Origin of the sequence: Cellulosimicrobium sp. 72-3 (genome assembly GCF_013127315.1) — a bacterium.
GTDB classification, from domain to species: Bacteria; Actinomycetota; Actinomycetes; order Actinomycetales; family Cellulomonadaceae; genus Cellulosimicrobium; species Cellulosimicrobium funkei.
The window spans coordinates 2,656,572-2,678,883 of record NZ_CP053419.1; the positions used below are offsets into that span (position 1 = coordinate 2,656,572).

At 73.9% G+C, this 22,312-nt stretch carries 17 protein-coding genes; 5 read left to right on the forward strand and 12 right to left on the reverse strand.

All coding sequences use genetic code 11. The annotated features are described in order from the left end of the window. Nucleotides 1–92 precede the first annotated feature (92 nt). Complete coding sequence (locus HKK73_RS12050) at nucleotides 93–704, reverse strand: TetR/AcrR family transcriptional regulator (protein WP_074809756.1); 612 nt, start codon at nucleotides 702–704, stop codon at nucleotides 93–95. Nucleotides 705–861: 157 nt separating this feature from the next. Between HKK73_RS12050 and HKK73_RS12055 the strand changes: the two genes are divergently transcribed. Then, nucleotides 862–2,814, forward strand: a complete 1,953-nt coding sequence (locus HKK73_RS12055; RefSeq protein WP_171468087.1) for a helicase HerA-like domain-containing protein — start codon at nucleotides 862–864, stop codon at nucleotides 2,812–2,814. 132 nt (nucleotides 2,815–2,946) lie between these two features. Here HKK73_RS12055 and leuS read toward each other — a convergent pair whose 3' ends face one another. Then, nucleotides 2,947–5,946 carry a leucine--tRNA ligase gene (gene leuS / locus HKK73_RS12060; protein ID WP_371810550.1) on the reverse strand — a complete coding sequence of 1,000 codons (3,000 nt, stop codon included), beginning with the start codon at nucleotides 5,944–5,946 and terminating at the stop codon, nucleotides 2,947–2,949. Nucleotides 5,947–6,013: 67 nt separating this feature from the next. On the opposite strand from leuS, the gene HKK73_RS12065 reads away from it, so the two are divergent. Next, the gene (locus HKK73_RS12065) at nucleotides 6,014–6,460 is read left to right on the forward strand and encodes a YbjQ family protein (RefSeq protein ID WP_051028118.1); all 447 of its coding nucleotides are present in this window, start codon (nucleotides 6,014–6,016) and stop codon (nucleotides 6,458–6,460) included. A gap of 28 nt (nucleotides 6,461–6,488) precedes the next feature. Here HKK73_RS12065 and HKK73_RS12070 read toward each other — a convergent pair whose 3' ends face one another. The 6 genes from HKK73_RS12070 to HKK73_RS12095 form a co-directional block, all read right to left on the reverse strand. Then, entirely contained in the window at nucleotides 6,489–7,145 is a 657-nt protein-coding gene (locus tag HKK73_RS12070; protein WP_232322541.1) for a vitamin K epoxide reductase family protein, read from the reverse strand. 147 nt (nucleotides 7,146–7,292) lie between these two features. Then, nucleotides 7,293–8,570: an MFS transporter gene (locus HKK73_RS12075; protein WP_171468089.1), complete on the reverse strand. Its 1,278-nt coding sequence runs from the start codon at nucleotides 8,568–8,570 to the stop codon at nucleotides 7,293–7,295. A gap of 116 nt (nucleotides 8,571–8,686) precedes the next feature. After that, nucleotides 8,687–9,415 (reverse strand): metal-dependent transcriptional regulator, encoded by a 729-nt coding sequence (locus HKK73_RS12080; RefSeq protein ID WP_305792567.1) that lies wholly within the window; start codon nucleotides 9,413–9,415, stop codon nucleotides 8,687–8,689. 34 nt (nucleotides 9,416–9,449) lie between these two features. Beyond that, the gene (locus HKK73_RS12085) at nucleotides 9,450–10,154 is read right to left on the reverse strand and encodes a YceI family protein (RefSeq protein ID WP_144722574.1); all 705 of its coding nucleotides are present in this window, start codon (nucleotides 10,152–10,154) and stop codon (nucleotides 9,450–9,452) included. Between the two features lie 54 nt (nucleotides 10,155–10,208). After that, nucleotides 10,209–12,107 carry a metallophosphoesterase gene (locus tag HKK73_RS12090; RefSeq protein WP_171468090.1) on the reverse strand — a complete coding sequence of 633 codons (1,899 nt, stop codon included), beginning with the start codon at nucleotides 12,105–12,107 and terminating at the stop codon, nucleotides 10,209–10,211. A gap of 97 nt (nucleotides 12,108–12,204) precedes the next feature. Beyond that, entirely contained in the window at nucleotides 12,205–13,764 is a 1,560-nt protein-coding gene (locus tag HKK73_RS12095; protein ID WP_232322540.1) for an MFS transporter, read from the reverse strand. A gap of 225 nt (nucleotides 13,765–13,989) precedes the next feature. Between HKK73_RS12095 and HKK73_RS12100 the strand changes: the two genes are divergently transcribed. Then, on the forward strand, nucleotides 13,990–14,616 hold the full coding sequence (locus HKK73_RS12100) for a TetR/AcrR family transcriptional regulator (protein ID WP_253705630.1): 627 nt from the start codon (nucleotides 13,990–13,992) through the stop codon (nucleotides 14,614–14,616). Between the two features lie 91 nt (nucleotides 14,617–14,707). On the opposite strand, the gene HKK73_RS12105 is transcribed toward HKK73_RS12100, so the two are convergent. The 3 genes from HKK73_RS12105 to HKK73_RS12115 form a co-directional block, all read right to left on the reverse strand. Beyond that, the gene (locus HKK73_RS12105; protein ID WP_171468092.1) at nucleotides 14,708–16,444 is read right to left on the reverse strand and encodes a hypothetical protein; all 1,737 of its coding nucleotides are present in this window, start codon (nucleotides 16,442–16,444) and stop codon (nucleotides 14,708–14,710) included. Nucleotides 16,445–16,578: 134 nt separating this feature from the next. Beyond that, nucleotides 16,579–17,031: a VOC family protein gene (locus tag HKK73_RS12110; protein WP_043654330.1), complete on the reverse strand. Its 453-nt coding sequence runs from the start codon at nucleotides 17,029–17,031 to the stop codon at nucleotides 16,579–16,581. Between the two features lie 126 nt (nucleotides 17,032–17,157). Beyond that, nucleotides 17,158–18,216 (reverse strand): Ku protein, encoded by a 1,059-nt coding sequence (locus tag HKK73_RS12115; protein WP_171468093.1) that lies wholly within the window; start codon nucleotides 18,214–18,216, stop codon nucleotides 17,158–17,160. Between the two features lie 91 nt (nucleotides 18,217–18,307). On the opposite strand from HKK73_RS12115, the gene HKK73_RS12120 reads away from it, so the two are divergent. Continuing rightward, entirely contained in the window at nucleotides 18,308–18,610 is a 303-nt protein-coding gene (locus tag HKK73_RS12120; protein ID WP_031315545.1) for a DUF1905 domain-containing protein, read from the forward strand. Between the two features lie 41 nt (nucleotides 18,611–18,651). Here the strand turns inward: HKK73_RS12120 and HKK73_RS12125 are convergent, their stop codons facing one another. After that, the gene (locus HKK73_RS12125) at nucleotides 18,652–19,350 is read right to left on the reverse strand and encodes a GTP pyrophosphokinase family protein (protein ID WP_085388716.1); all 699 of its coding nucleotides are present in this window, start codon (nucleotides 19,348–19,350) and stop codon (nucleotides 18,652–18,654) included. A gap of 215 nt (nucleotides 19,351–19,565) precedes the next feature. Here HKK73_RS12125 and HKK73_RS12130 point away from each other — a divergent pair, with 215 nt between their 5' ends. Further along, on the forward strand, nucleotides 19,566–22,250 hold the full coding sequence (locus HKK73_RS12130; RefSeq protein WP_171468094.1) for an ATP-dependent DNA ligase: 2,685 nt from the start codon (nucleotides 19,566–19,568) through the stop codon (nucleotides 22,248–22,250). Nucleotides 22,251–22,312: the final 62 nt, after the last annotated feature.

Genomic DNA, 22,312 nt, shown 5'->3' on the forward strand with positions numbered 1-22,312 from the left:
TCTCCTGGGGGACGACCGGGCGGTCCCACGCCGCCCGGGGACGGTGCGCGCTCGGAGGGCTTCCGGGTCCCGGCGCGCCGGAGGACCCGGGATTACCCGTCCGAGGAGCTCTCCTCGTCCAGGTGCAGCGTCTGGCGCACGATCGTCGCGAGGACCGCGTCGTCCACGTCCGGGGAGTTCCGGACGAGCCCGACGAGCCCGTAGACGAGCACGTAGAACGTCTCCGCGACGTGCGTGATCCGGACGTGGTGCCGTGCCGCGTAGGCCTCGACCGTGGTGGCCTCGAGGCTCGCGACGACCGCGCGGACGGCGCGGTCGAGGAACCGGTCGTAGAGCCCGCCGTTCTCGGGGCGCCGGAGGTCGTCGCGCAGCGGGTCGATCGCGCGCAGGTAGGTGCGGAACATCGCCACGCAGTCGACGAGCGCGGTGTCGATGTCGCCCGTCTCGCGAGCGGCGTCCCAGGCGCGGACGGCCGCGGTGAACTCCTCCACGTACTCGTCGAGCACGGCGTCGACGAGCGCGTCCTTGTCCGCGAAGTAGTAGTAGACGAGCCCGCGCGCCACGCCGGCGCGCTCCGCCACGTCCGTGGTGGACGTCTTCGCGATGCCTCGCTCGACGAAGAGCTCACGGGCGGCGCGGACGATCTCCTCGGCCCGCACCTCGGGTGCGGACCGGCGTCGCCGCGTCGGTGTCGTCGCGCTCATGGACGCTCCTTCATCAGGGGGACGTCTTCACGCTAGGGTCGCTATTGACAGACCGTCAATAAAGCCGAGCGCCGCGGGGACGAAGGTCCCCGAAGGTCGTGACGACCGTCCGGGCGCGGCCGGGCGGCCGCCCGCGCCGCGCCCTAGGATCCGAGGCATGGGCGACGACGCACCGACCGACCCGGAGATCCTGGCGCTGCGCGCGGCCGCCGCGCAGGCCGCCGCGGAGGCGGCCGAGGCACGCGCCGCCGCGGCGCGGGCGGCGCTCGAGGCCGCCGAGGCGGCGGCGCGCGGCGACGCCCCCGAGCCGGACGCCCCCGCTCCCCCGGCCTCCGCTCCCTCGACCGACGCGACCCCTGCCGACGCGCCGCCCGGGGACGCTCCCGCGGCCGAGCCGTCCCCGACGGACGCACCACCGGAGCCGGCGCCGACCGGCCCCGCCCGGGACGCACCGTCGCCCCCCGGCGACGGGTACGCCGCGCAGGTGGCGGCGGGCTACGCGTACGCCGGCGGCACGCTCCCGCTCGGTGCGCTGCTGGAGGGTACGGAGGGCGGCGACCCGTCCCCCCGCGCCGACGTCCAGGTCGGGTTCGCGCTCTCGATGCTCAACCGGCACGGGCTCGTGGCGGGCGCGACGGGCACCGGCAAGACGAAGACGCTCCAGGGCATGGCGGAGGGCCTGTCGGCGGCGGGCGTCCCCGTGTTCCTCGCCGACGTCAAGGGCGACCTGTCGGGGCTCGCCGTGCCGGGCACGTCGTCCGCGAAGATCGTGGAGCGCGCGGCGTCGATAGGCCAGGACTGGAGCCCGACGGCGTACCCCGTCGAGGTGTACTCGCTCGGCGGCCTCGGCACCGGGGTGCCGATCCGGACGACGGTCGCGGACTTCGGTCCGCTCCTGCTCGCCAAGGTGCTCGGCCTCAACGAGACGCAGGAGTCGAGCCTCGGGCTCATCTTCCACTGGGCCGACGCCCAGGGCCTCGCGCTGCTGGACCTCAAGGACCTCCAGGCCACCATCGCGTACCTGACGTCCGACGAGGGCAAGGCCGAGCTCCGGGGCATCGGCGGCGTGTCGGGCGCGACGGCCGGCGTGATCCTGCGCGAGATCGTCGCGCTCCAGGCGCAGGGTGCGGACGTGTTCTTCGGCGAGCCGGCGTTCGCGACGTCGGAGCTGCTGCGCACGACGCCCGATGGGCGGGGCGTCGTCTCCGCGCTCGAGCTCCCCGCGGTGCAGGACCGCCCGGCGCTGTTCTCCACCTTCCTCATGTGGCTGCTCGCCGACCTCTTCCAGGAGCTGCCCGAGGTGGGCGACGTCGAGAAGCCGCGGCTCGTGTTCTTCTTCGACGAGGCGCACCTGCTGTTCACGGGCGCGTCGAAGGAGTTCCTCCAGCAGGTGGTGCAGACGGTGCGCCTCGTGCGGTCCAAGGGCGTCGGCGTGTTCTTCGTGACGCAGAGCCCGAAGGACGTCCCCGTCGACGTGCTCGCGCAGCTCGGGAACCGCGTCCAGCACGCGCTGCGCGCCTTCACGCCCGACGACGCCGCGGCCCTGCGAGCGGCGGTGCGCACCTACCCCACGTCGCCGTACGACCTCGAACGGCTGCTGCAGTCGCTGGGGACGGGCGAGGCCGTCGTCACGGTGCTCACGGAGAAGGGCGCGCCCGCCCCGGTGGCGTGGACACGGGTCCGTGCGCCGCAGTCGTCGATGGACCCCGCGCCGGCGTCCGTGCTCGACGGCATCGTGGCGGCGTCGCCTGCGACGGCGCGCTACGGCACCGCCGTCGACGCCGAGTCCGCGTTCGAGCTCCTCCAGGTGCGCGTCCAGGAGCAGGCGGCGGCGCGCGCCGCCGCCGAGGCCGCCGAGGCCGAGGCGGCCGCGCAGGAGAAGGCGGCGAAAAGGGCCGCCCAGGAGGCCGAGCGCGCGGCGAAGAAGGAGCAGGCCGAGCTGGAGAAGATGCGGGCGAAGCTCGAGCGCGAGGCCGCGACGGGGCGCTCGCGCTCGTCCGGGTCCTCCCGGTCGCGGTCGTCGAGCCCGCTCGACTCGTTCCTCCGCTCGGCGGGCACCCAGCTCGGCCGCGAGCTCACCCGCACCATCTTCGGCACCCGCCGCCGCTGACCCGCACCCTGTGGGTGCGGGAGACCGTCGCGCCGGGACCGGTCCAGCGCGGCTGTCTCGACCCGAGAGTGCCGGAGATCGTCGCGTCCGGCTGCCCGCGACGCGACGATCTCCTGCACTCAGCGAACGAGGTCAGACGACGATGTTGACCAGCTTCGGGGCGCGGACGATCACCTTGCGGACCTCGGCGCCGTCGATCGCGCGCACGACGTTCGGCTCGGCGAGCGCGGCGGCCGTGAGGTCCTCCTCCGAGATCGACGGCGGCACCTCGATCCGCCCGCGGACCTTGCCCTTGACCTGCACGATGCACGTCACGGTGTCCTCGACGAGGTAGCGCTCGTCCGCCGTCGGGAAGGGCTCGTGCGCGAGCGAGCGCTCGTGGCCCAGGCGCTCCCACAGCTCCTCCGCGATGTGCGGCGCGACGGGCGCGGTCATGAGCACGAGCGGCTCGACGGCCTCGCGCGGCACGCGGTCGAGCGACGTGAGGTGGTTGTTCAGCGTGATGAGCTTCGCGATGGCCGTGTTGGGGCGCATGTGCTCCATCTCGACGCGGACGTCCGCGATCGCGCGGTGCACGGCGCGCAGCGTCTCGGGCGACGCCGGCTCGTCGACGACCGTCACCTCGCCCGTCTCCTCGGAGACGACGTTGCGCCACAGGCGCTGCAGGAACCGCTGCGACCCGACGACGGCGCGCGTCTCCCACGGGCGCGACAGGTCCAGCGGGCCCATCGACATCTCGTACACGCGGAACGTGTCGGCGCCGTACTCGGCGTACATCTCGTCGGGCGTGACGACGTTCTTGAGCGACTTGCCCATCTTCCCGTACTCGCGCTGCACGACCTCGCCGTTCCAGCGGTACACGACCTCGCCCGAGCCGTCGGGCGCGGGCTCCTCCGTGACCTCGGTGGCGGGCACGTACTGGCCGCGCGCGTCGGTGAAGGCGTACGCCTGGACGTAGCCCTGGTTGAACAGCTTGTGGAACGGCTCGACGCTCGACACGTGGCCCAGGTCGTAGAGGACCTTGTGCCAGAACCGCGCGTAGAGCAGGTGCAGCACGGCGTGCTCGACACCCCCGACGTACAGGTCCACGCCCCCGGCGCGGCCCGCGCTCGGGTTGTGCTCCGGGCCCATCCAGTAGCGCTCGAGCTCGGGGTCGACCACCGTGTCCTGGGCGCCGCCGTCCCACTGCGGGTCGAGGTAGCGCAGGTAGTACCAGCACGACCCGGCCCAGTTGGGCATCGTGTTCGTGTCGCGGCGGTACTGCTTCGGCCCGTCGCCGAGGTCGAGCGTGACGTTGACCCACTCGTCGTTGCGGCCCAGCGGCGCCTCGGGCGACGAGTCGGCGTCGTCCGCGTCGAACGTGCGCGGCGCGTAGTCGGGGACGTCCGGCAGGTCGACGGGAAGCAGCGCGTCCGGGATCGCGACGGGCTGGTCGTTCTCGTCCCACACGATGGGGAACGGCTCGCCCCAGTAGCGCTGGCGGCTGAACAGCCAGTCGCGCAGGCGGTACGTCGTCGTGCCCTCGCCGATGCCCTTGCCCACGAGCCACTCGGTGATGCGGCGCTTCGCCTCCGGCACGTCGAGCCCGTCGAGCGAGATCTCGTCGTTGGCCGAGCCGACGACCACGCCGTCGCCCGTGTACGGGCCCGTGAAGTCCTCCGGCAGCCCGTCCGCGGGCTCGACCGTGCGCACGACCGGCAGCCCGAACGCCTCGGCGAACGCGAAGTCGCGCTCGTCGCCGCCGGGGACGGCCATGATCGCGCCCGTGCCGTAGCCCATGAGCACGTAGTCGGCGGTGAAGACCGGGATCGCCTGGCCGTTCACGGGGTTCACCGCGAGGTGCCCCGTGAACACGCCCGTCTTCTTGCCGGCGTCGGCCTGGCGCTCGACGGCGGTCTTCGCGGCGGCCTCGCGGCGGTACGCCGCGACGGCCTCGACCGGCGAGCGGTGCCCGCCCGTCCACGCGCTCGACGTTCCGTCCGGCCAGTGCGCCGGGACCTCGTCGAGCAGCGGGTGCTCGGGCGAGACGACCATGAACGTCGCGCCGAACAGCGTGTCGGGGCGCGTCGTGAAGACCTCGACCTCCGCGCCGGACTCCGTCGCGGCGTCGTTCGCCCCGTCAGGCGTGCCGAGCACGGCGAACCGCACGAGCGCGCCCTCGCTGCGACCGATCCAGTTGCGCTGCATCGCCGTGACCTTCTCGGGCCAGTCGATGAGGTCCAGGTCGTCCGCGAGACGGTCGGCGTACGCGGTGATGCGCATCTTCCACTGGCGCAGGCTGCGCTGGAACACGGGGAAGTTCCCGCGCTCCGAGCGGCCGTCGGCGGTGACCTCCTCGTTCGCCAGGACCGTGCCCAGGCCGGGGGCCCAGTTCACGGGAGACTCGTCCACGTACGCGAGGCGCTGCGAGTCGACGACGGCGCGGCGCTGCTGGGGCGTGAGGCTCGCCCAGCCGGCCCCCGCCTCGACGCCCTCGACGCCGCCCGGCACCGGGCGCGCGCCCGACGCGAGCTCGGCCTCGAGCTCGGCGATGCGGCGCGCGCGGCCACGACCGCCGTCGGGACGCAGCGCCTCGGGGTCGTACCAGGAGTCGAAGATCTGCAGGAAGATCCACTGCGTCCAGCGCACGTACTCGGGGTCGATCGTCGCGAACGTGCGGCGCGAGTCGTGCGCGAGCCCGAGGCGGCGCAGCTGCCGGCGCATGTTGGCGATGTTCGCCTCGGTGGTCACGCGCGGGTGCTGCCCCGTCTGCACCGCGTACTGCTCGGCGGGCAGGCCGAACGCGTCGTAGCCGAGGGCGTGCAGCACGTTCTCGCCGCGCATGCGCCGGAACCGGCCCACGACGTCCGTCGCGATGTACCCGAGGGGGTGCCCCACGTGCAGGCCCGCGCCCGACGGGTACGGGAACATGTCCATGATGAAGTACGGGCTCGCGCCCTCGGGGCCGTCGCCCTCGCCGTCCGTCAGGTCGCCCGTGGGGTTCGCGGCCCAGAACGTGCCGCGCTGCTCCCAGAGCTCCTGCCACTTGAGCTCGATCTGCTCCGCGAGCGCCGGCGTGTAGCGGTGGGCGGGGCCGCCCGCGGCGGGGGCGTCCGGGGCGTGCGGGATCGAGGTCGTGTCAGGCGTGGTCACCCGGCCGAGTTTACCGGCCGTCGCACGGCCCGACGGCGGCCGTCCGCCCCGTGCGAGGATGTGCGGCGTGATCATCGTGACGACCAACGACGTGCCCGGCTACCGCATCGACGCGGTGCTCGGCGAGGTCATGGGCATGACCGTGCGCAGCGCCAACCTCGGGGCGAACTTCGTCGCGTCCTTCCGCTCGATCGGGGGCGGGGAGGTCAAGGAGTACACGCAGCTCGTCTACGAGTCGCGCCAGGAGGTCATGCACCGCATGGTGCAGGAGGCGCAGCGCCGCGGGGCCAACGCCGTCGTCGGGATGCGCTTCGACACCGGCGAGATCGCGGCGTCGTTCTCGGAGGTGTGCGCGTACGGCACGGCCGTCGTCGTCAGCCCGCTCGCCGCGGGCCAGCCCGGCGCGACGGCGCAGTCCGCCCACCAGGCCCAGGGTGCGCCGTCCGCTCCCCCGCAGCCGGGCGGCCACGGCTACCCGCAGGACGCCGCGCCGGACCAGCCCGCCTGGCGCTGACGCGGCGCCACCGGCGCCGCGGCGCCGGTCAGAACAGCGAGATGATGATCGGGCCCTTGACGAGCACGATCCACGCGACGAGCGCGACGTAGCCGATCGCCAGGATCAGGTGCCGGTTGCCGACGAGCGTGCGGCGCACGCCCTCGCCCGCGGGCAGGTAGCCCTCCTGCACCGCGTGGACCACCTGGTACCAGAACAGCGGGAGCATGGCGAACCACACGACCATGCAGTAGGGGCACATCGCGGAGATCGCGTACATCGTCGTCCACATGAGGAAGACGATCAGGCCCATGCCGAGCGTCGTCCCGCCGAGGAGCGCGAGCCAGTACCAGCGCGGCAGGCGGGCGCCCGCGAGCAGGACGACGCCCGTGGTGATCACCACGGGGAACGCCGCGATCCCGAGCAGCGGGTTGGGGAAGCCCAGGAGCGCCCCCTGCCACGAGTCCATCGCGTCGCCGCAGTCGAGCAGGGCGTTGACGCTGCACGAGGCGACGTGGCCGGGGTCGGCGAGCTTGAGGTACTTCTCGATCGCGAGCGCCGCCGAGCCGGCGAGGCCGATCGCGCCCAGCACGACGAGCAGCCAGCCCATCGTGCGCGGCCTGATCGGGCGGGGGCCGGACGCGGGCAGCAGCTCGTCGTCAGGCTCGGCGGACACGTTCGCACCGGCGGTGGCGCTCTTGCTCACGGGGACGCTCCTCGTGGGTCACCGGCTCCCGCCGGACGTGACGGCGCGCACGGCGGTGCGCGCACGGCACAACCTACCGCGCCCCGCTGGGACCTGGCTGGGAGACACCGGACCACCGCACGCGCGCCACCTCGGCCGGTCAGCGGGCTACCGCGGCGGCGGGGCGGCCGCGGACGGCGCGTGCGCGTCGTCGGGCAGCGGGGCGACCACGACGCCCGCGGGGCGGCGACCGACGACGAGGATGATGGCGAGCCCCGCCACGGTGAGCGCGACGCCCGTCCAGGCGGGCGCGAGGTAGCCCCAGCCGGCGGCGATGACGAGCCCGCCGAGGAACGCCCCGTTGGCGTTGCCGACGTTGAGCGCGGAGTGGCACAGCGCCGCACCGAGCGACGGCGCCGACGGCGACAGGTCCATGAGCCGCGTCTGGAGCGACAGGCCGAGGATCTGCGACGTGACGCCGAGGAGGAACAGCGACAGCACGGCCGGGACGGGGTGCTGCCCGGTGAGCGCGAAGAGCGCCAGCATCGCCCCGGTCGACACGAACCCGAGGTACACGGTGCGCATCACCGAGCGGTCGGCGAGCCGGCCGCCGAGCACCGTCCCGACGGTCATGCCGACGCCGAAGATCGCGAGCACGAGCGGCACCGCGCCGGACGCGAGCCCGGTGACGCGCGTGACGGTCGGCTCGACGTAGGAGTACACGGCGAACATGCCGCCGAACCCGATCGCGGCGCCGACGAAACCCGTCCACAGCGGGCCGTTGCGCAGGGCGCCGAGCTCGCGCCGCACGCTCGTGTCCTCGTTGCCCGCCCCGGCGGGGATCAGCCGCCACAGCGCCAGGAGCGTCACGAGCCCGAGCGCCCCGACCACGACGAACGCGGCCCGCCAGCCGAGCTGCTGCCCGGCGAACGTGGAGAGGGGGACGCCCACGACGTTGGCGATCGTCAGGCCGGCCATCATCGTCGCGACGGCGCGGCCCCGACGGCCGGGACCGGCGACGGCCGCGCCCACCGCCGCCCCGACGCCGAAGAACGCGCCGTGCGGCAGCCCGGCGAGGAAGCGCCCGGCGACGAGGGTCTCGATGCTCCCCGCCGTGGCGGAGAAGAGGTTCCCGAGCGTGTAGAACGCCATGAGCGCGACGAGGAGCGTCTTGCGCGGCACGCGTGCCGCGGCGACGGTGAGCAGCGGCGCGCCGACGACGACCCCGACGGCGTAGGCCGTGATCGCGTGGCCGGCGGTCGGGATGGACGTGCCGAGGTCGGTCGCGATGTCGGACAGGAGCCCCATGGTCGCGAACTCGGTCGTCCCGATGGTGAAGCCGCCCATCGCGAGCGCGAGCAGCGCGGGTCCGGCGCCGCGCAGGCGGCCGGCGTCGCGCGGCTCAGGGGCGTCCGACGGCGGTGCGGTCGGGGTGGCGTCGGTCATTGGGTGTCCTCGTGCGTCGGTCGGGCGGGTCGGGCGAGCGGCTCGGACCGAGGTGTCGAATCGATTCGAGCCCGGTCGGCGACATCGGCGACGAGAAGAAGGGGCCAGCGACCAGTCTAGGCGGAGACGGGCTCGGCGCGCACGACCCACACGTGGTCCGCCGCGCGCAGGCCGAGCTGGGCGGGCGGCGCCGGGCGTCGCTCCGGCGCCGGCTCGACGCCCTCGGTCGGCGGCGACCAGACGACCGAGAGGATGCCCGCGTACTCGCGGCGCTCGCGGACCTCGACGCCCGTGTCGAGGCCGACGCCGATCTCGGCGAGGTAGCGCAGCACGTCGGGGTCGGCGTCGGAGATCCGCACCACCGTGCCGCGGTCCCCCACCACGAGCTCCGCGAGCGGGACCGCGGGCGGGCGGACGACGGTCCCGTCGGCACCGGGGATCGGGTCGCCGTGCGGGTCGCGCGTGGGGTGCCCGAGGCGCGCGTCGATGCGCTCGATGAGCAGGTCGGAGACCGCGTGCTCGAGCACCTCCGCCTCGTCGTGGACCTCGTCCCACCCGTAGCCGAGCTCCGACACGAGGTACGTCTCGAGGAGCCGGTGGCGGCGCACCATCGCGAGCGCGAGGCTGCGGCCGCGCTCGGTGAGCGTGATCGCGCCGTACGGCGCGTGCTCGAGCAGACCCTGGGCGCTGAGCCGCCGGACCGTCTCGGAGACGGTGGAGGCCCCGACGCCGATGCGCTCGGCGAGGAGCTTCGTCGTCACGCGCTCGTCCGCCCACTCCTGAGCGGCCCAGACGACCTTGAGGTAGTCCTGGGCAACGGGCGTCAGGTCGGTCGGGTGGTCCACCCGACCACCCTAGGTCACGGTGTCCGGCGCGAGCTCAGGGGGTCGCGGACCGGACGAGCTCGAGCCGCACCTCGACCGTCCCCTCGTCGCGCACCTGCACGGGCGCGTCGGGCGGCACCGCGATGCCGAAGTCGGAGAAGCGCACGCCGGTCGCCCCGGTCGCGAGCACCCCCTGGCCCGACCGCTGCACGTCGAGCGCGACCGTCACGGCCTGGGTCTCGTCGCGGATCGTCAGCGCCCCCGCGGCCTGGAGCCGGACCGGCTCTTCGGTGGCCGCGAGCTCGCTCACGTCGAGCGGCGAGGTGAGCGAGAAGAGCGTCGTCGGGTACAGGTCCGTCTCGAGCGCCTGCTGGAGCTGGCGGTCCGCCACGGACGACCCCGTCCGGAGCGCGGTCGTGGCGACGGTCACCGTCGCGGTCTGCAGCTCGCCGTCCGCGACGCGCAGCGTGCCGGTGACGTCCGGCGTGGTGCCGAGCAGCACCGCCTCGTCCGCCGGGACGTCGAGGACGTCCGCGCGGAAGCCCGCCTCGGAGCCCGGCGCGACGACCCACTCGCCGTCCACGTCGAAGGGCCCGGGCGCGGCCGGGGCCGCGGACGCCGTCTCCTCCCCCGGCGACTGCAGACCCAGCGGGGGCGGGGTGCGGCCCTCCTGCACCTCCGAGTACACGAACGGGGCGAGGAGCACCACGACGAGCGCGAGGACCACCGACACGACGATCCAGCGCGTCGACCTGCTCATGCGCCCCATCCTGCCGTGCCGCGCAGCGCGCGGCGAGCACCGACGCGCAGCGGCTCAGCCCTCGCCCGCGGGTTCACCCCCGGCCGGGGTGTCGGCGGGCGCGTCGCCGTCGGGCACGTCGCCCTCGGTGCCGGCCTCGGTGCCGTCCTCGTCGGGCTCCTCGACGACCGGCTCGCCGGACGGCGTGGGCCATGCGATCCGCGGCCAGACCTTCGCGGACTCGTCCGTCCCGATCTGCACGAGCTGCCAGTCGACGATGCGCCGCCGCTCGGGGTCGAAGCGCAGCACCGTCATCTCGGCGGTGCCCTTGAGCGGTCCGATGCGGAGCTGGTCCTTGACCGCGCCCGCGGTGCTCCCGCTCACGTACCGGACGCCCCCGCCCGTCCGCTCCGGACCGGACCGGGTGTGCATGTGCCCGGAGACCTGGTTCGGGACGCATCCGGAGTCGAGCGCCTCGTTCCCCATGCGGGGCGTGTGGATGAGGAGGAGGTCGATCGGGTCGCCGTCCTCCTGCTCGGCGCACGCGACCTCGGTCAGCCGGGCCGCGTACTCCTCCGGCGTCTCCTCGCGGGGCGGCTGGCTGCCGAGCCCGAGCCGCGTCTCGAGCGGGTCGCGGTCGCCGAGGATGCGGATCCCCTCGACCTCGACGACCTTGCCGTCCAGGACGGTCTGGCCGTTCGCGCGCTCCTGCGCCGAGGTCTCGACGCTGTCGTGGTTGCCGTCGGCGACGACCATCGTCACGCCCTTCGGCACCGCGGAGGCGAACGAGTCGACGCAGAACGACTCGACGGCCGTGCCGTTCATCGTGGTGTCGCCGGCGTTGAGGACGACCGACGCCCCCGACCGCTCCACCGCGGTCCGGATGAGCGGGGCCATGCCGGTGTTGCAGTGCAGGTCGCTCACCACGAGGAGCGTGACGAGGTCCTCCTCCGCCGCCGGGGCGGGCCGCGGCGTCGGCTCGTCGCCCGCCTCGGTGTCGGTCTCGCTGTCGGAGCCGTCGTCGGGCGCGCCGGGCTCGTCGGCTCCCGCGTCGGTCCCGTCGCCCGTGCCCGACGTCGTCCCCTCCGTCGCCTCCGGGGCGTCGCCCGTCGCGTCGGAGGCGTCGGAGGACGCGTCGTCGGACGGCTCGTCGGAGGCCCGGTCGTCGGACGGGCCCGCCGCGGCGGGTCGCGGCGCGGTGAGGCGCTGGATCCGGTCGCGCCGGTCCCAGGCCGCGACGAGGTTGGCGTCCGCGCGCGCGTAGAAGTCCTCGTTCTCGCGGTAGAGGTCGATGAGCATCGCGCCGTAGGTGTCGACGACGCCCGCGAGCCGTCCGGTGATGCGCGCGCCCTCGAGCGGGGTCCCGTCGAACACCGCGGACGCGCGCTGGGACGGCCCGGACGTCGTCCCCGGGTCGCTCGCGACGAGCGACGCACCGACGAGCGAGACGAGCACGACGCCCGCGGTGATCTCGTACGTCCGCGGCGCGACCCGCTCGCTGAGCTCGCGTCGGCGCGGCGGGCCGAGCAGGAGGGAGACACCGGCACCGACGGCCGCGACGACGAGGACCGCGAACCCCGTGCGGCGCAGCGCGTCGACGACGAGGGCGCGCGCGACGGAGCCGATCGTCTCCTGCGGGCCGCCGAAGAAGCGGAGGTAGTCCTCGAGGTCCTGGGACAGGCCCTCCAGCGTGTCCGCCTGCCCGACGGCCGTGAGGTCGGCAGGGATCTCCTCGACCGTGACGTCGGCGCCCAGGCCGAGCGGCAGCGGCGAGTCGATCTGGATCGTCCCGAGCGGGCCGAGGTCGACGGTGACGAGGCCGTTCGTCGTGACCTCGTACAGCGCCTCGTGCGGGCCGAGGCTGCGCTCGGCCGTCGCCGTCGTGACCCCCCACACGACGCACGGCACGAGGGCGAGCAGGATGCCGAGGGTCCAGCGGACCCAGCGGGGCGGGGTGCGGTGCGGACGGCTCATCACCGCCCAGCCTCCCGGATCGCGGCTCTCGTCGCCAACCGCGAGCGCCGCGCGCCCCGCCGCGAGGGTGCGGCGGGGCGCGCGAGGCGGCGCGCCGTCAGGACTTCGCGCCCCGCAGCGTGACGAGCGCCACGCCCGCGGCGACGAGCATGAGCACCACGCCGATGAGCGACGTCGTGCCGACGCCGCTGCCGAACGCGGCGTGCGCGGAGTCGAGCAGCGCCTGCGCCTGCCCGGCGGGCAGGGTCGAGGCGACCTGGGTCGCGCCGCCGAGCGTCTCGGCCGCGGCGACGGCGTCGGCCGCGGGGACGCCCTGCGGGACGACGACGTTCGCGTGGTACGACGCCGTGAGGATGCTCCCCAGGACCGCCGTGCCGAGCACGGCGCCCACCTCGTACGCGGTCTCGGAGATCGCGGACGCGGCACCCGCCTTCGCGGCGGGGACGGACGACACGATGAGGTCGTTCGACACGGTCTCGGCCGCGCCCACGCCGAGCGAGAGCACGACGAACGCCACCATGAGCAGCGCGAGCGTGCTCTGCCCGGCGCCCGCGGCGACGATCGCGTAGCCCGTCGCGGAGAACAGCAGCGCGACGGCGACGACGTGCGCCGGGCGCACGCGCCGCACCACCCGGACGACGCCGAGCCCGGCGACGATCATGACGACCAGCCCCGGCAGGAGCGCGACGCCCGCCTGCATCGGGCCGAGCCCGAGCACGAGCTGGACGTCCTGCGACACGAAGAACAGGAAGCCGACGAGCGAGAACACGGACAGCAGGTTGACGAGCACCGCGCCGCTGAAGGCACCGCGCGTGAAGAGGCGCACGTCGATCATGGGGTCGGACCGGTGGAGCTGACGGCGCACGAACAGCACGCCCGCGGCGAGCCCGACGGCGACGCTCACGAGCGCGACCACGCTCGGGCCGGACTTCGCGAAGGTCTTGATGCCGTAGACGACCGGCGTCATGGTCGCCATGACGAGCACGATCGACAGGACGTCGATCCGGCCCGGCGCGGGGTCGCGCGACTCGGGCACGAAGAACGGCGCGAGCGCGAGCAGCAGCACGAGCACCGGGACGGCGAGGAGGAAGACCGAGCCCCACCAGAAGTGCTCGAGGAGGAAGCCGCCGACGATCGGCCCGAGCGCGGACCCGGCCGCGAACCCGGCGGCCCAGACGGCGATGGCGAGCCGGCGCTCCTCGCGGTCGGTGAAGACGTTGCGCAGGATCGAGAGCGTCGACGGCATGAGCATGGCGCCGAAGAAGCCGAGCGCGGCGCGCGACGCGACGAGCGCGCCGGCGCTGGGCGCGTAGGCCGCGACCACGGAGACGGCGGCGAAGCCCACCGCGCCGGTGAGGAGCAGCCGACGGCGGCCGACACGGTCGGCGAACGAGCCCATCGGCACGAGCAGGCCGGCGAGCACGAGGGGGTAGATGTCGATGATCCACAGCAGCTGCGTCCCGGTGGGGCGCAGCGACTCGGAGATCTGGGGCAGCGCGAAGCTGAGCACGGTGTTGTCGACCGACACGAGCAGCACCGGGAGCATGAGCACGGCGAGCGCGAACCAGCGGCCGGCGGCGCCGCGCGCGGGTCCGCGCGTCGCGGGCTCGTGCTGGGCGGCGGTCCCGGTCGGGGTCGTCGTCACGGGGGTCGTCACGGCGAGGGGTCCTTCCACGTCTTCCGGGCGGCCGGGGCGACGCGGTAGCGTCGAACTTCCAGACCGTCCAGACGGTATAGTAACGATGAGACAGGCCACCGTCATCCCGCCCGCGACTGTGACGCTCCGCACCGCGCCGTCTCCCCCGACCGGCGCCCCCGTACCGGCCGCGGGCTCGCGACTCACCGGCCTGCGGGTCCGCACGGGCCGACTACCCTCGGTGCCATGCCGCCGCCCCCCGCTGCTCGCGCCAAGGTCCTGCGGGCGTTCGCGTCCCTGCTCGTCGAGCAGGGCGAGCGCGCCGCCACGCTCGAGGCGGTCGCCGAGCGCGCCGGGGTGTCCAAGGGCGGGCTGCTCTACCACTTCGGCTCCAAGGACGCGCTCGCCGACGGCCTCACCGAGCACCTCCGGGAGCTCACCGCCGCCGACGTGGAGGCCATGCGCGCCGCCCCCGCGGGGGCCGTCGACTACCTCATCCGCACCTCGACGCTCGTCGACACGGAGTTCGAGCTCGTCTACCTCGCCGTGTCCCGGCTCGCGCAGGGGTCGTACCCGCGCGCCCGTGCCGCGCTCGACGGCGCGCACGACGCGTGGACCCGCGCCGTGCTCGACGAGGTCGGCGACCCCGTCGTCGCGCACGCGATCGTCCTGCTCAGCGACGGCCTCTACGCGCACGCGGCGCTGAGCAGCGACGTGCTCGGCCGCGTCACGGGCGGCGACGAGGGGGGCGACGGCGACGGCACCCCCGGCGAGGACCTCGCCTTCCGCGGCCCCCGCCCCGGCGACGACGTGGACGACCTCCTCGGCCTCATCGGCGAGCTCGTCGCGCTCCGCCGGACGGCCACCGCCTGAGGCGCCGCCCGGAGGCACGAGAGAGGCCCGGCGGGGCGCCGCAGGGCGCCCCGCCGGGCCTCTCCTCGTAGACCGTCGCGAGTCGGGACTGCTAGCCCCCGAACGAGAACGGCACGGACCGCTCGCGCGTCACCGGCCCGCCGTCGACGTCGGCCGTGAACGAGACGTCCACCTGACCGTCGACCGGTTCCGACGTCCGCACCGCGAACGCCTGGTACGCGCTCGCCCCGGCCGCGACGCGCGGGAAGTGCTTGCGTCCGAACGGCGTCACGACGCTCACGTCCGCGGCACCGTCGCCCTCGTTCAGGACGCGCACGCCGAGGTAGAGCTTGCCGGCGAGCCAGCGCGGGGTCACGTCGACCGAGAAGTGCGGCCCGGGGTCGTCGGCGCACGGATCGGCCGTCGGCGCGTCCTCCACCGTGGCGCTGTGGAACACGGTGTACGCGCCGCCGTCCGCCGCGACGGTCGCGGAGAGCCGGAGGTCGACGTCGTCCAGCCGCCACGTGGGGTCGTACGTCGGCGACACGGTCCCGTCGTCGTGGGTGACGAACCCCGGCCACGGCTGGCGCGTCGTCCACGGGTGCCCGAACCCGGCGTCGCCGTAGACGACCTCGTACGGCCCTCCCGGGCCCTCCCACTCGATGAAGAAGGTCGAGTTGTCGTCGGTCGCACCGGCCGGCGGGGTCACGGAGATGTCGACGAGAGGCACGCCGGCGTCGCACGTCGGCACGACCGACAGGACCTCGAGCTCGCAGCGCGGTCGGACGGCCGATCCCCAGTGCAGGATGACCTGGCTCTCGCCGTAGAAGCTCCACTGGTCGCTGGCCAGGCTGTCGAACCGGTAGCCGGGCGCCGCCGTCGCGACGATCCCCTCCGCGGTCCGCTCGTACGTGATCTCGGCCGTGTCGTCCGGCAGGACGACGTCGTCCGGCGTCGCGTCGCAGTCCGTCGGCACCACGGGCATGACCGGTTCGACGACCGTCGGCTCGACCCAGCAGGGCTCGGTGCTCCCGGTCTCGGTCCGGTCCAGCGCGTCGTCCGCGGCGTCGAGGGCGACCTCCCACTCCTGGGTGCGCGAGCCGTCGATGGTCCACTCGCCCGAGAAGAACCCGCTCTCGTCGACGACCCCGTCGCCGAGGGCCTCCCCGTCGAGCCGGACGGCGACGGCCGTGCCCGCCGGGTATCCCGCGACGTCCACCCACAGCACCTCGCAGTAGGCGCTGACGTCGACGCGCAGGCTCGGGTCGAAGCGGCACGGCTCCGTCGTCCCGGACCAGCTCCGATCGAGCGCGTCCCCGGGCGCGTCGAGCGTGACCGACCAGTCGTGCGGGGTCCGCCAGTCCAGCGGCCAGCCGGTCCAGAAGGAACCGGTGAAGGTCTCGTCGCCGACCACGGCACCGTCGACGCTCACGACGACGCGCGAGCGCTCCGGGTAACCGCCCACGTTGGTCGACAGCTCACCGCACGAGGCCCAGGCGTCGGCCCAGACGTTCGGGTCGGTGTCGCACGGGACGGTGCTGCCGCTGTCGGAGAAGTCCCCGTCCGCTCCGTCCGGTGCGTCCACGACGACGCTCCAGTCGTGCGGGACGGAGAAGTCGAGATCGCGCCAGAAGGAGTAGGACGTGTCGAACGTCGTGCTCTCGACGGTCTCGCCGTCGAGGGTCACGACGACGGACGTGCCCTGCGGGTAGTCGTCGAGGCTGACGTAGAGGGAGTTGCAGGAGGGCTGGACGGAAGGGGTGGCGGCGGCTGCGGGGGTCGCGGTGGCGACGCCCAGCCCGCCGAGGGCCAGCACCGTCCCCACGGTGCCGGCAAGGAGCTTCTTCACTCGGTTCGTGATCCTTCACGAGAGGACGGCGCGCGCCGTCGCGGATGTCGAGCGCATTCAACCAGACCTGGGGGCTGCCTGGGCATCCCCGAGGAGCCGCCCGTCCTCCGGGATCACGCTCGGCGGCGCCCGGCTCAGCCCTCGTAGGCGGCGCGCAACGGCACCAGGTCGAGCTTGGACTGCGTCATCATCACGTCCACGACGCGCTGCACGCGCGCCGGGTCGGGATCCTGCAGCATCGCGAGGAACTCAAGCGGCACGACCTGCCACGACAGCCCGAACCGGTCCTTGAGCCAGCCGCACTGCGACTCCTGGCCACCGTCGGTGAGCGCCGCCCAGTACTCGTCGACCTCGTCCTGGGACTCGCACTCGACGACGAACGACACCGCCTCGGTGAAGGGGAACTGCGGCCCGCCGTTGATGGCGTCGAACCGCTGGCCGGCGAGCTCGAAGTCCGCCGACACGGCGGTGCCGTCGGGCTGGCGGAACACGTCGCCCACCTTCGCGTCGGGGAAGACGCTCGAGTAGAACGTGATGGCCTCCTCGAGGTTGCCGTCGAACCACAGGCTCGGCACGATCGCGCGCATCGTCGTCTCCTTCGCAGGGCCTCGCGGGCGGCCGGTCGACCGCCCACCCGTTCCGACGGGTGCCGGGCGCGGAACTCATCGCACCCGCCCGGGATCGCGCGGTGCGCGCCCGCCCGCCGCCCGGTGCTAGGCGGACGCCTTCTTCCGGGTCGTCTTCGAGGTGGTCGACTTCTCCTTCGTGGAGGCGGCGCGGCTCGTGCTCTTCTTCGCGGCCGGCTTCGACGCCGCCTTCTCCTTCGTGCCCGAGCTCTTGCTCGCGCTCGTCGACCGGGAACCGCTCGACCCCTTGCCCGACGACGAGCCCGCGCGGCCGGAGCCCGACTTCGCGGTCGACCCGGAGCCCGACCCGGACTTTGAACCTGAGCCTGAACCTGAGGCCTTCCCCCCGCTCGCGCGCGAGCTCTTCGACGACGCGACCGACTTGCGCAGCGCCTCCATGAGGTCGATGACCTCCGCGCCCTCGCCCTCCTCCGGCTGCTCGCCGAAGGTCTCGGCGGTGTCCAGCGCGTCGCCCTGCTCGAGCTTGGCCTCGATGAGCTGGCGGAGCTGCGCCTGGTAGTCGTCCTCGTACTCCTCCGGCGTGAAGTCCGCCTCGAAGCTCGCGACGAGCTGCGCCGACATGGCGAGCTCCTTGTCGGTCACCTTCGCCTCGTCGTCGAGCGAGGGGAACGCGGCCTCGCGCACCTCGTCGGCCCACAGCAGCGTCTGGAGGACGAGCACGTCGTCCCGCACGCGCAGCGCCGCGAGCCGCGTGCGCTGCCGGAGCGCGAACTTCACGATCGCCGTCCGGTCGGTCTCCTCGAGCGTGCGCCGCATGAGCACGTACGCCTTGTTGGACTTCGAGTCGGGCTCCAGGTAGTAGCTGCGGTCGAGCAGGAGCGGGTCGATCTGCTCGCTCGGCACGAACTCCACGACCTCGATCTCACGGCTGCGCTCGGCGGGGAGCGCGGCGAAGTCCTCGCTCGTCAGCACGACGGTGCGCTCGCCGTCGTCGTACGCCTTGTCGATGTGCTCGTACGGCACGACCTCGCCGTCGATCTCGCACACGCGCCGGTAGCGGATGCGGCCGCCGTCCTTGTCGTGGACCTGGTGCAGCGGCACGTCGTGGTCCTCCGTCGCGGAGTACACCTTGACCGGCACGTTGACGAGGCCGAACGTGATGGCGCCCTTCCAGATGGCCCTCATCCGTCCATGGTGGCGTCACCGGCGCCCGCCCGCGAGGGATACGGCGCGACGTCGGCACCCGCGTGTGGGTGGTCCGCGGCACCATGGACGGGTGGCGGGGACGAGGTTCGAGTTCGAGGCTGAGCTGTGGCGGTGGGAGGCGCGCACCGACAGCTGGGTGTTCGCCGCGCTCCCGGAGGACGTGAGCGACGAGATCGCGGAGCTGCCGCTGCCGCCCGCGGGGTTCGGCTCGGTCAAGGTCGAGGTGACGCTCGGGGCGCAGCGCTGGTCCACGTCGGTGTTCCCCGACGCGCAGCGCAAGACGTTCGTCGTGCCGATCAAGGCCGCGGTCCGCCGCGCCGAGGGCGTCGACGTCGGCGACCGGGTGCGGATCGGCGTCGAGACGCTGGTCTGAGCGGCCCGACGTCGTCGCGCGGCCCGTGCGGGCGCGTCGCCTCAGCCGTCGTGGCGGCGTTCGTGGAACGCCTCGTCGGCCACCTGCGCCGTCCGCATGAAGCTCTCCATCACCTCGCGCGGCGTGGCGAGCTCGTCGGTGTTCTCGACCGGCTCCGGTACGCCGTCGAGGCTGCGCACCTCGTCGTGGATGCGCTCCATCGTCGTGTCGAGGGTCGCGGCGACGTCCGCCGCGAGCTTGAGCGCGTCCGTCAGGTGCTGAGGGACGTCCCGCTGGTACTTGTAGTAGATCTTGTGCTCCAGGCTCGCCCAGAAGTCCATGGCGATCGTGCGGAGCTGGATCTCGACGACGACGTCCTCGACGCGGTCGGAGAGGAACACCGGCACCTTCACGATGAGGTGCAGGCTCTTGTAGCCGTTGCCCTTCGGGTGCGCGATGTAGTCGCGCTCCTCCAGGACCGTGAGGTCGCGCTGGCCCACGAGCAGGTCGCGCACGCGGTAGATGTCGGAGACGAACGCGCACGTGACGCGGACGCCCGCGACGTCGAACATGTTCTCCCGCACGCCCTCCGGCGTGAGCGGGATCCCCTTGCGCCGCGCCTTCGCGACGATCGACTCGAGCGACTTCAGGCGCGAGCCCAGGTGCTCGATCGGGTTGTCGTCGTGCATGTGCCGGAACTCGTCGCGGAGCACGGTGATCTTCGTCATCACCTCGTCGATGCCGAACTTGTAGTTCATCATCAGGCGACGGAACTCGCGGACGCGGGGACCGATCTCCGCGGGGAGCGGTACGTCGTCGGTCGTCAGGTGCGTCACGGTGATCCTCTCGGTCCGGCATCGACCCCGGGCGGGCTCCCCGGCCGGTCGGACAGCCCCACCCAGTGTCCACGGTCGAGGACGCCGAGAAGTTCCCGCCACGGCGGGCGACGCCGTCGGGCCCGCGCCACGATGGGCCCATGGCCACCACATCCAGCCGGGCGGGCGAGACGGTGAACGTCGGTGGTCACCGCCTGCGCCTCACCAACCTGGACAAGGTCCTCTACCCCGCCACCGGCACGACGAAGGCCGACGTCCTCGCGTACCTCGCGGCCGTCGCCGACGTCATGCTCCCCCACTGCGCCAACCGGCCCGCGACGCGCAAGCGGTGGCCCGACGGCGTCGACGGCCAGGTGTTCTTCCAGAAGAACGCGGGCCAGGGCGTCCCGTCCTGGGTGCGCACGCGACGCATCCAGCACAAGAGCAGCGCCAACGACTACGTGCTGGTCAACGACCTCGCGACCCTCACGTGGCTCGGCCAGACGGCGTCGCTCGAGCTCCACGTGCCGCAGTGGCAGTTCGGTCGCACCGGGGCGCACCTCGACCCCGACCGACTCGTCCTCGACCTCGACCCGGGCCCGGGGGCCGGGCTGGCCGAGTGCGCGGAGGTCGCGCGCCAGGCGCGGCAGATCCTCCAGGGCATGGGCCTCGAGCCCCTGCCCGTGACGAGCGGGTCGAAGGGCATCCACCTGTACGCCGCGCTCGACGGCAAGCAGGACGCGGCGGCCGTCTCCGCCGTCGCGCACGAGCTCGCCCGCTACCTCGAGGCCGAGCACCCCGACCTCGTCGTGAGCGACATGAAGAAGTCGCTGCGCGGCGGCAAGGTGCTCGTGGACTGGAGCCAGAACAACGGCAACAAGACGACGATCGCCCCCTACTCGCTGCGCGGGCGCGAGCACCCCACCGTCGCCGCGCCCCGCACCTGGGAGGAGCTCGACGACCCGGACCTGCGCCACCTCGACCTCGACGAGGTCGTCGAGCGCGTGCGCACCCTGGGCGACCCGCTCGCCGCGCTCACGCAGGGGCACCTCTCCGCGCTCGAGCCCACGCCCGCGCGCATGGCGACGTTCGAGCGCAAGGGGGGTGCGGCGTCGGGCGGCGACGCCGCGGACGGCGGGACGGACGACGAGCGGCCCGACCGCCTGCACCGGTACCGCTCCATGCGCGACGCCGGGCGCACGCCCGAGCCCGTCCCGGACGAGGCGCCGCCGCCGAGCGCGGGCAACAGCTTCGTCATCCAGGAGCACCACGCCCGCCGCCTGCACTGGGACTTCCGGCTGGAGCACGACGGCGTGCTCGTGAGCTGGGCGCTCCCGCGCGGCGAGCCGACCGACCCGAAGAAGAACCACCTCGCCGTCCAGACCGAGGACCACCCGCTCGCGTACGGCTCGTTCGAGGGCACGATCCCGAAGGGCGAGTACGGCGCCGGCGAGGTGACCATCTGGGACGCCGGCACGTACGAGCTCGAGAAGTGGCGCGACGGCGAGGAGGTCATCGTCACGCTCCACGGCGAGCAGCACGGCACCCGCCGCCTCGCGCTCATCCACACGGGCGGCCGCGACGGCCGCGACGAGGACAACTGGCTGATCCACCTCATGGCGCCGAGGCCGAGCCGTTCGGGCGAGAGCGCGCGGGGTCGGGGCGCCGGGGGTGGGGAGGAGGCGCCGGGTCTACCATCCGCGGCTCGTCCCTCGCCGCTCCCGCCAGACCCGCCACGACCCGGCACCTCCTCCCCACCCCCGGCTTCGCGGTCGGCTCGCGGCGCGCCCTCGCCCGACGACCACGCCGCTCCAGAGCCACGGCCCGCGCGGACGGACTGGCGACCGATGCTCGCGTCGCCCGCGTCGGCGGGCGACCTGCACGACGGCGACGCGTGGGCGTTCGAGATGAAGTGGGACGGGTTCCGGACGCTCGCGCACGTGTCCGAGGGGCGCGTGCGGCTCGTGAGCCGCTCGGGCAAGGACATGTCGGTGACGTACCCGGAGCTGCAGGCGCTCGCGGAGCAGGTCCCGGCCGAGGCGCTGCCGGTGGTGCTGGACGGGGAGATCGTCGCGCTCGACGCGCGGGGGCGGCCGAGCTTCCGGCGCCTCCAGCAGCGCGCGAACATCGCCAAGCCGGGGGACGTCGCCGCGGCGCGACGGCGGGTCACGGTCGACCTCATGGTGTTCGACGTCCTGGAGACCGGCGGGCGGTCGCTCGCGAAGCGCCCGTACGACGAGCGGCGCGAGGTGCTGGAGGACGTGCTGCGCGACGCCGTCGCCCCGGTGCACGTGCCGCCGGTCTTCGACGGGGACCTGGAGGCCGCGATGGAGACGTCGAGGCGGCTGGGGCTCGAGGGCGTGGTCGCGAAGCGGCGCGACGGGACGTACTCGTCGGGCCGCCGCTCGGCGCTGTGGCTGAAGCTCAAGCACGCGCAGTCGCAGGAGGTCGTCGTGGTCGGGTGGCGGCCGGGCCACGGCGAGCGGACGCACCTCGTCGGGTCCCTGCTGCTCGCCGTGCCCGACGACGGCCGCCTCGTCTACGTGGGCCGGGTCGGGTCGGGCTTCACGGACGCCGAGCGACGCGACCTGGTCGCCGAGCTCGACCGGATCGGGCGCACGACGCCGCCCGCGGTGGGCGTGCCGCGCGAGGACGCGCGTGACGCGCACTGGGTGTCGCCGCGGCGGGTCGCGGAGGTCGTCTACGCGGAGTGGACGGGCGCCGGGGAGGGCGACGGCGACGACGTCCCGTTCGGCAAGCTGCGCCATCCCGTGTGGAAGGGGTGGCGCCGGGACAAGTCGCCGGAAGACGTCGTGCTGGAGGCGCCCGCGACGCTCGAGGGCTGACCCGGCCGCGGTCCTCGGTCGGTCGCCGCATCACGCCCGCGGAGCGCTCGCGCGATTGGTAT

Bases quoted from the DNA above. Each gene is read 5' to 3' on its own strand.
- HKK73_RS12130 (WP_171468094.1), top strand. From the start codon at position 19,566: ATGGCCACCACATCCAGCCGGGCGGGCGAGACGGTGAACGTCGGTGGT.
- HKK73_RS12110 (WP_043654330.1), bottom strand. From the start codon at position 17,031: ATGCGCGCGATCGTGCCGAGCCTGTGGTTCGACGGCAACCTCGAGGAG.
- HKK73_RS12100 (WP_253705630.1), top strand. From the start codon at position 13,990: ATGCCGCCGCCCCCCGCTGCTCGCGCCAAGGTCCTGCGGGCGTTCGCG.
- HKK73_RS12050 (WP_074809756.1), bottom strand. From the start codon at position 704: ATGAGCGCGACGACACCGACGCGGCGACGCCGGTCCGCACCCGAGGTG.
- HKK73_RS12075 (WP_171468089.1), bottom strand. From the start codon at position 8,570: ATGACCGACGCCACCCCGACCGCACCGCCGTCGGACGCCCCTGAGCCG.
- HKK73_RS12115 (WP_171468093.1), bottom strand. From the start codon at position 18,216: ATGAGGGCCATCTGGAAGGGCGCCATCACGTTCGGCCTCGTCAACGTG.
- HKK73_RS12055 (WP_171468087.1), top strand. From the start codon at position 862: ATGGGCGACGACGCACCGACCGACCCGGAGATCCTGGCGCTGCGCGCG.
- HKK73_RS12085 (WP_144722574.1), bottom strand. From the start codon at position 10,154: ATGAGCAGGTCGACGCGCTGGATCGTCGTGTCGGTGGTCCTCGCGCTC.
- HKK73_RS12090 (WP_171468090.1), bottom strand. From the start codon at position 12,107: ATGAGCCGTCCGCACCGCACCCCGCCCCGCTGGGTCCGCTGGACCCTC.
- HKK73_RS12125 (WP_085388716.1), bottom strand. From the start codon at position 19,350: ATGATGAACTACAAGTTCGGCATCGACGAGGTGATGACGAAGATCACC.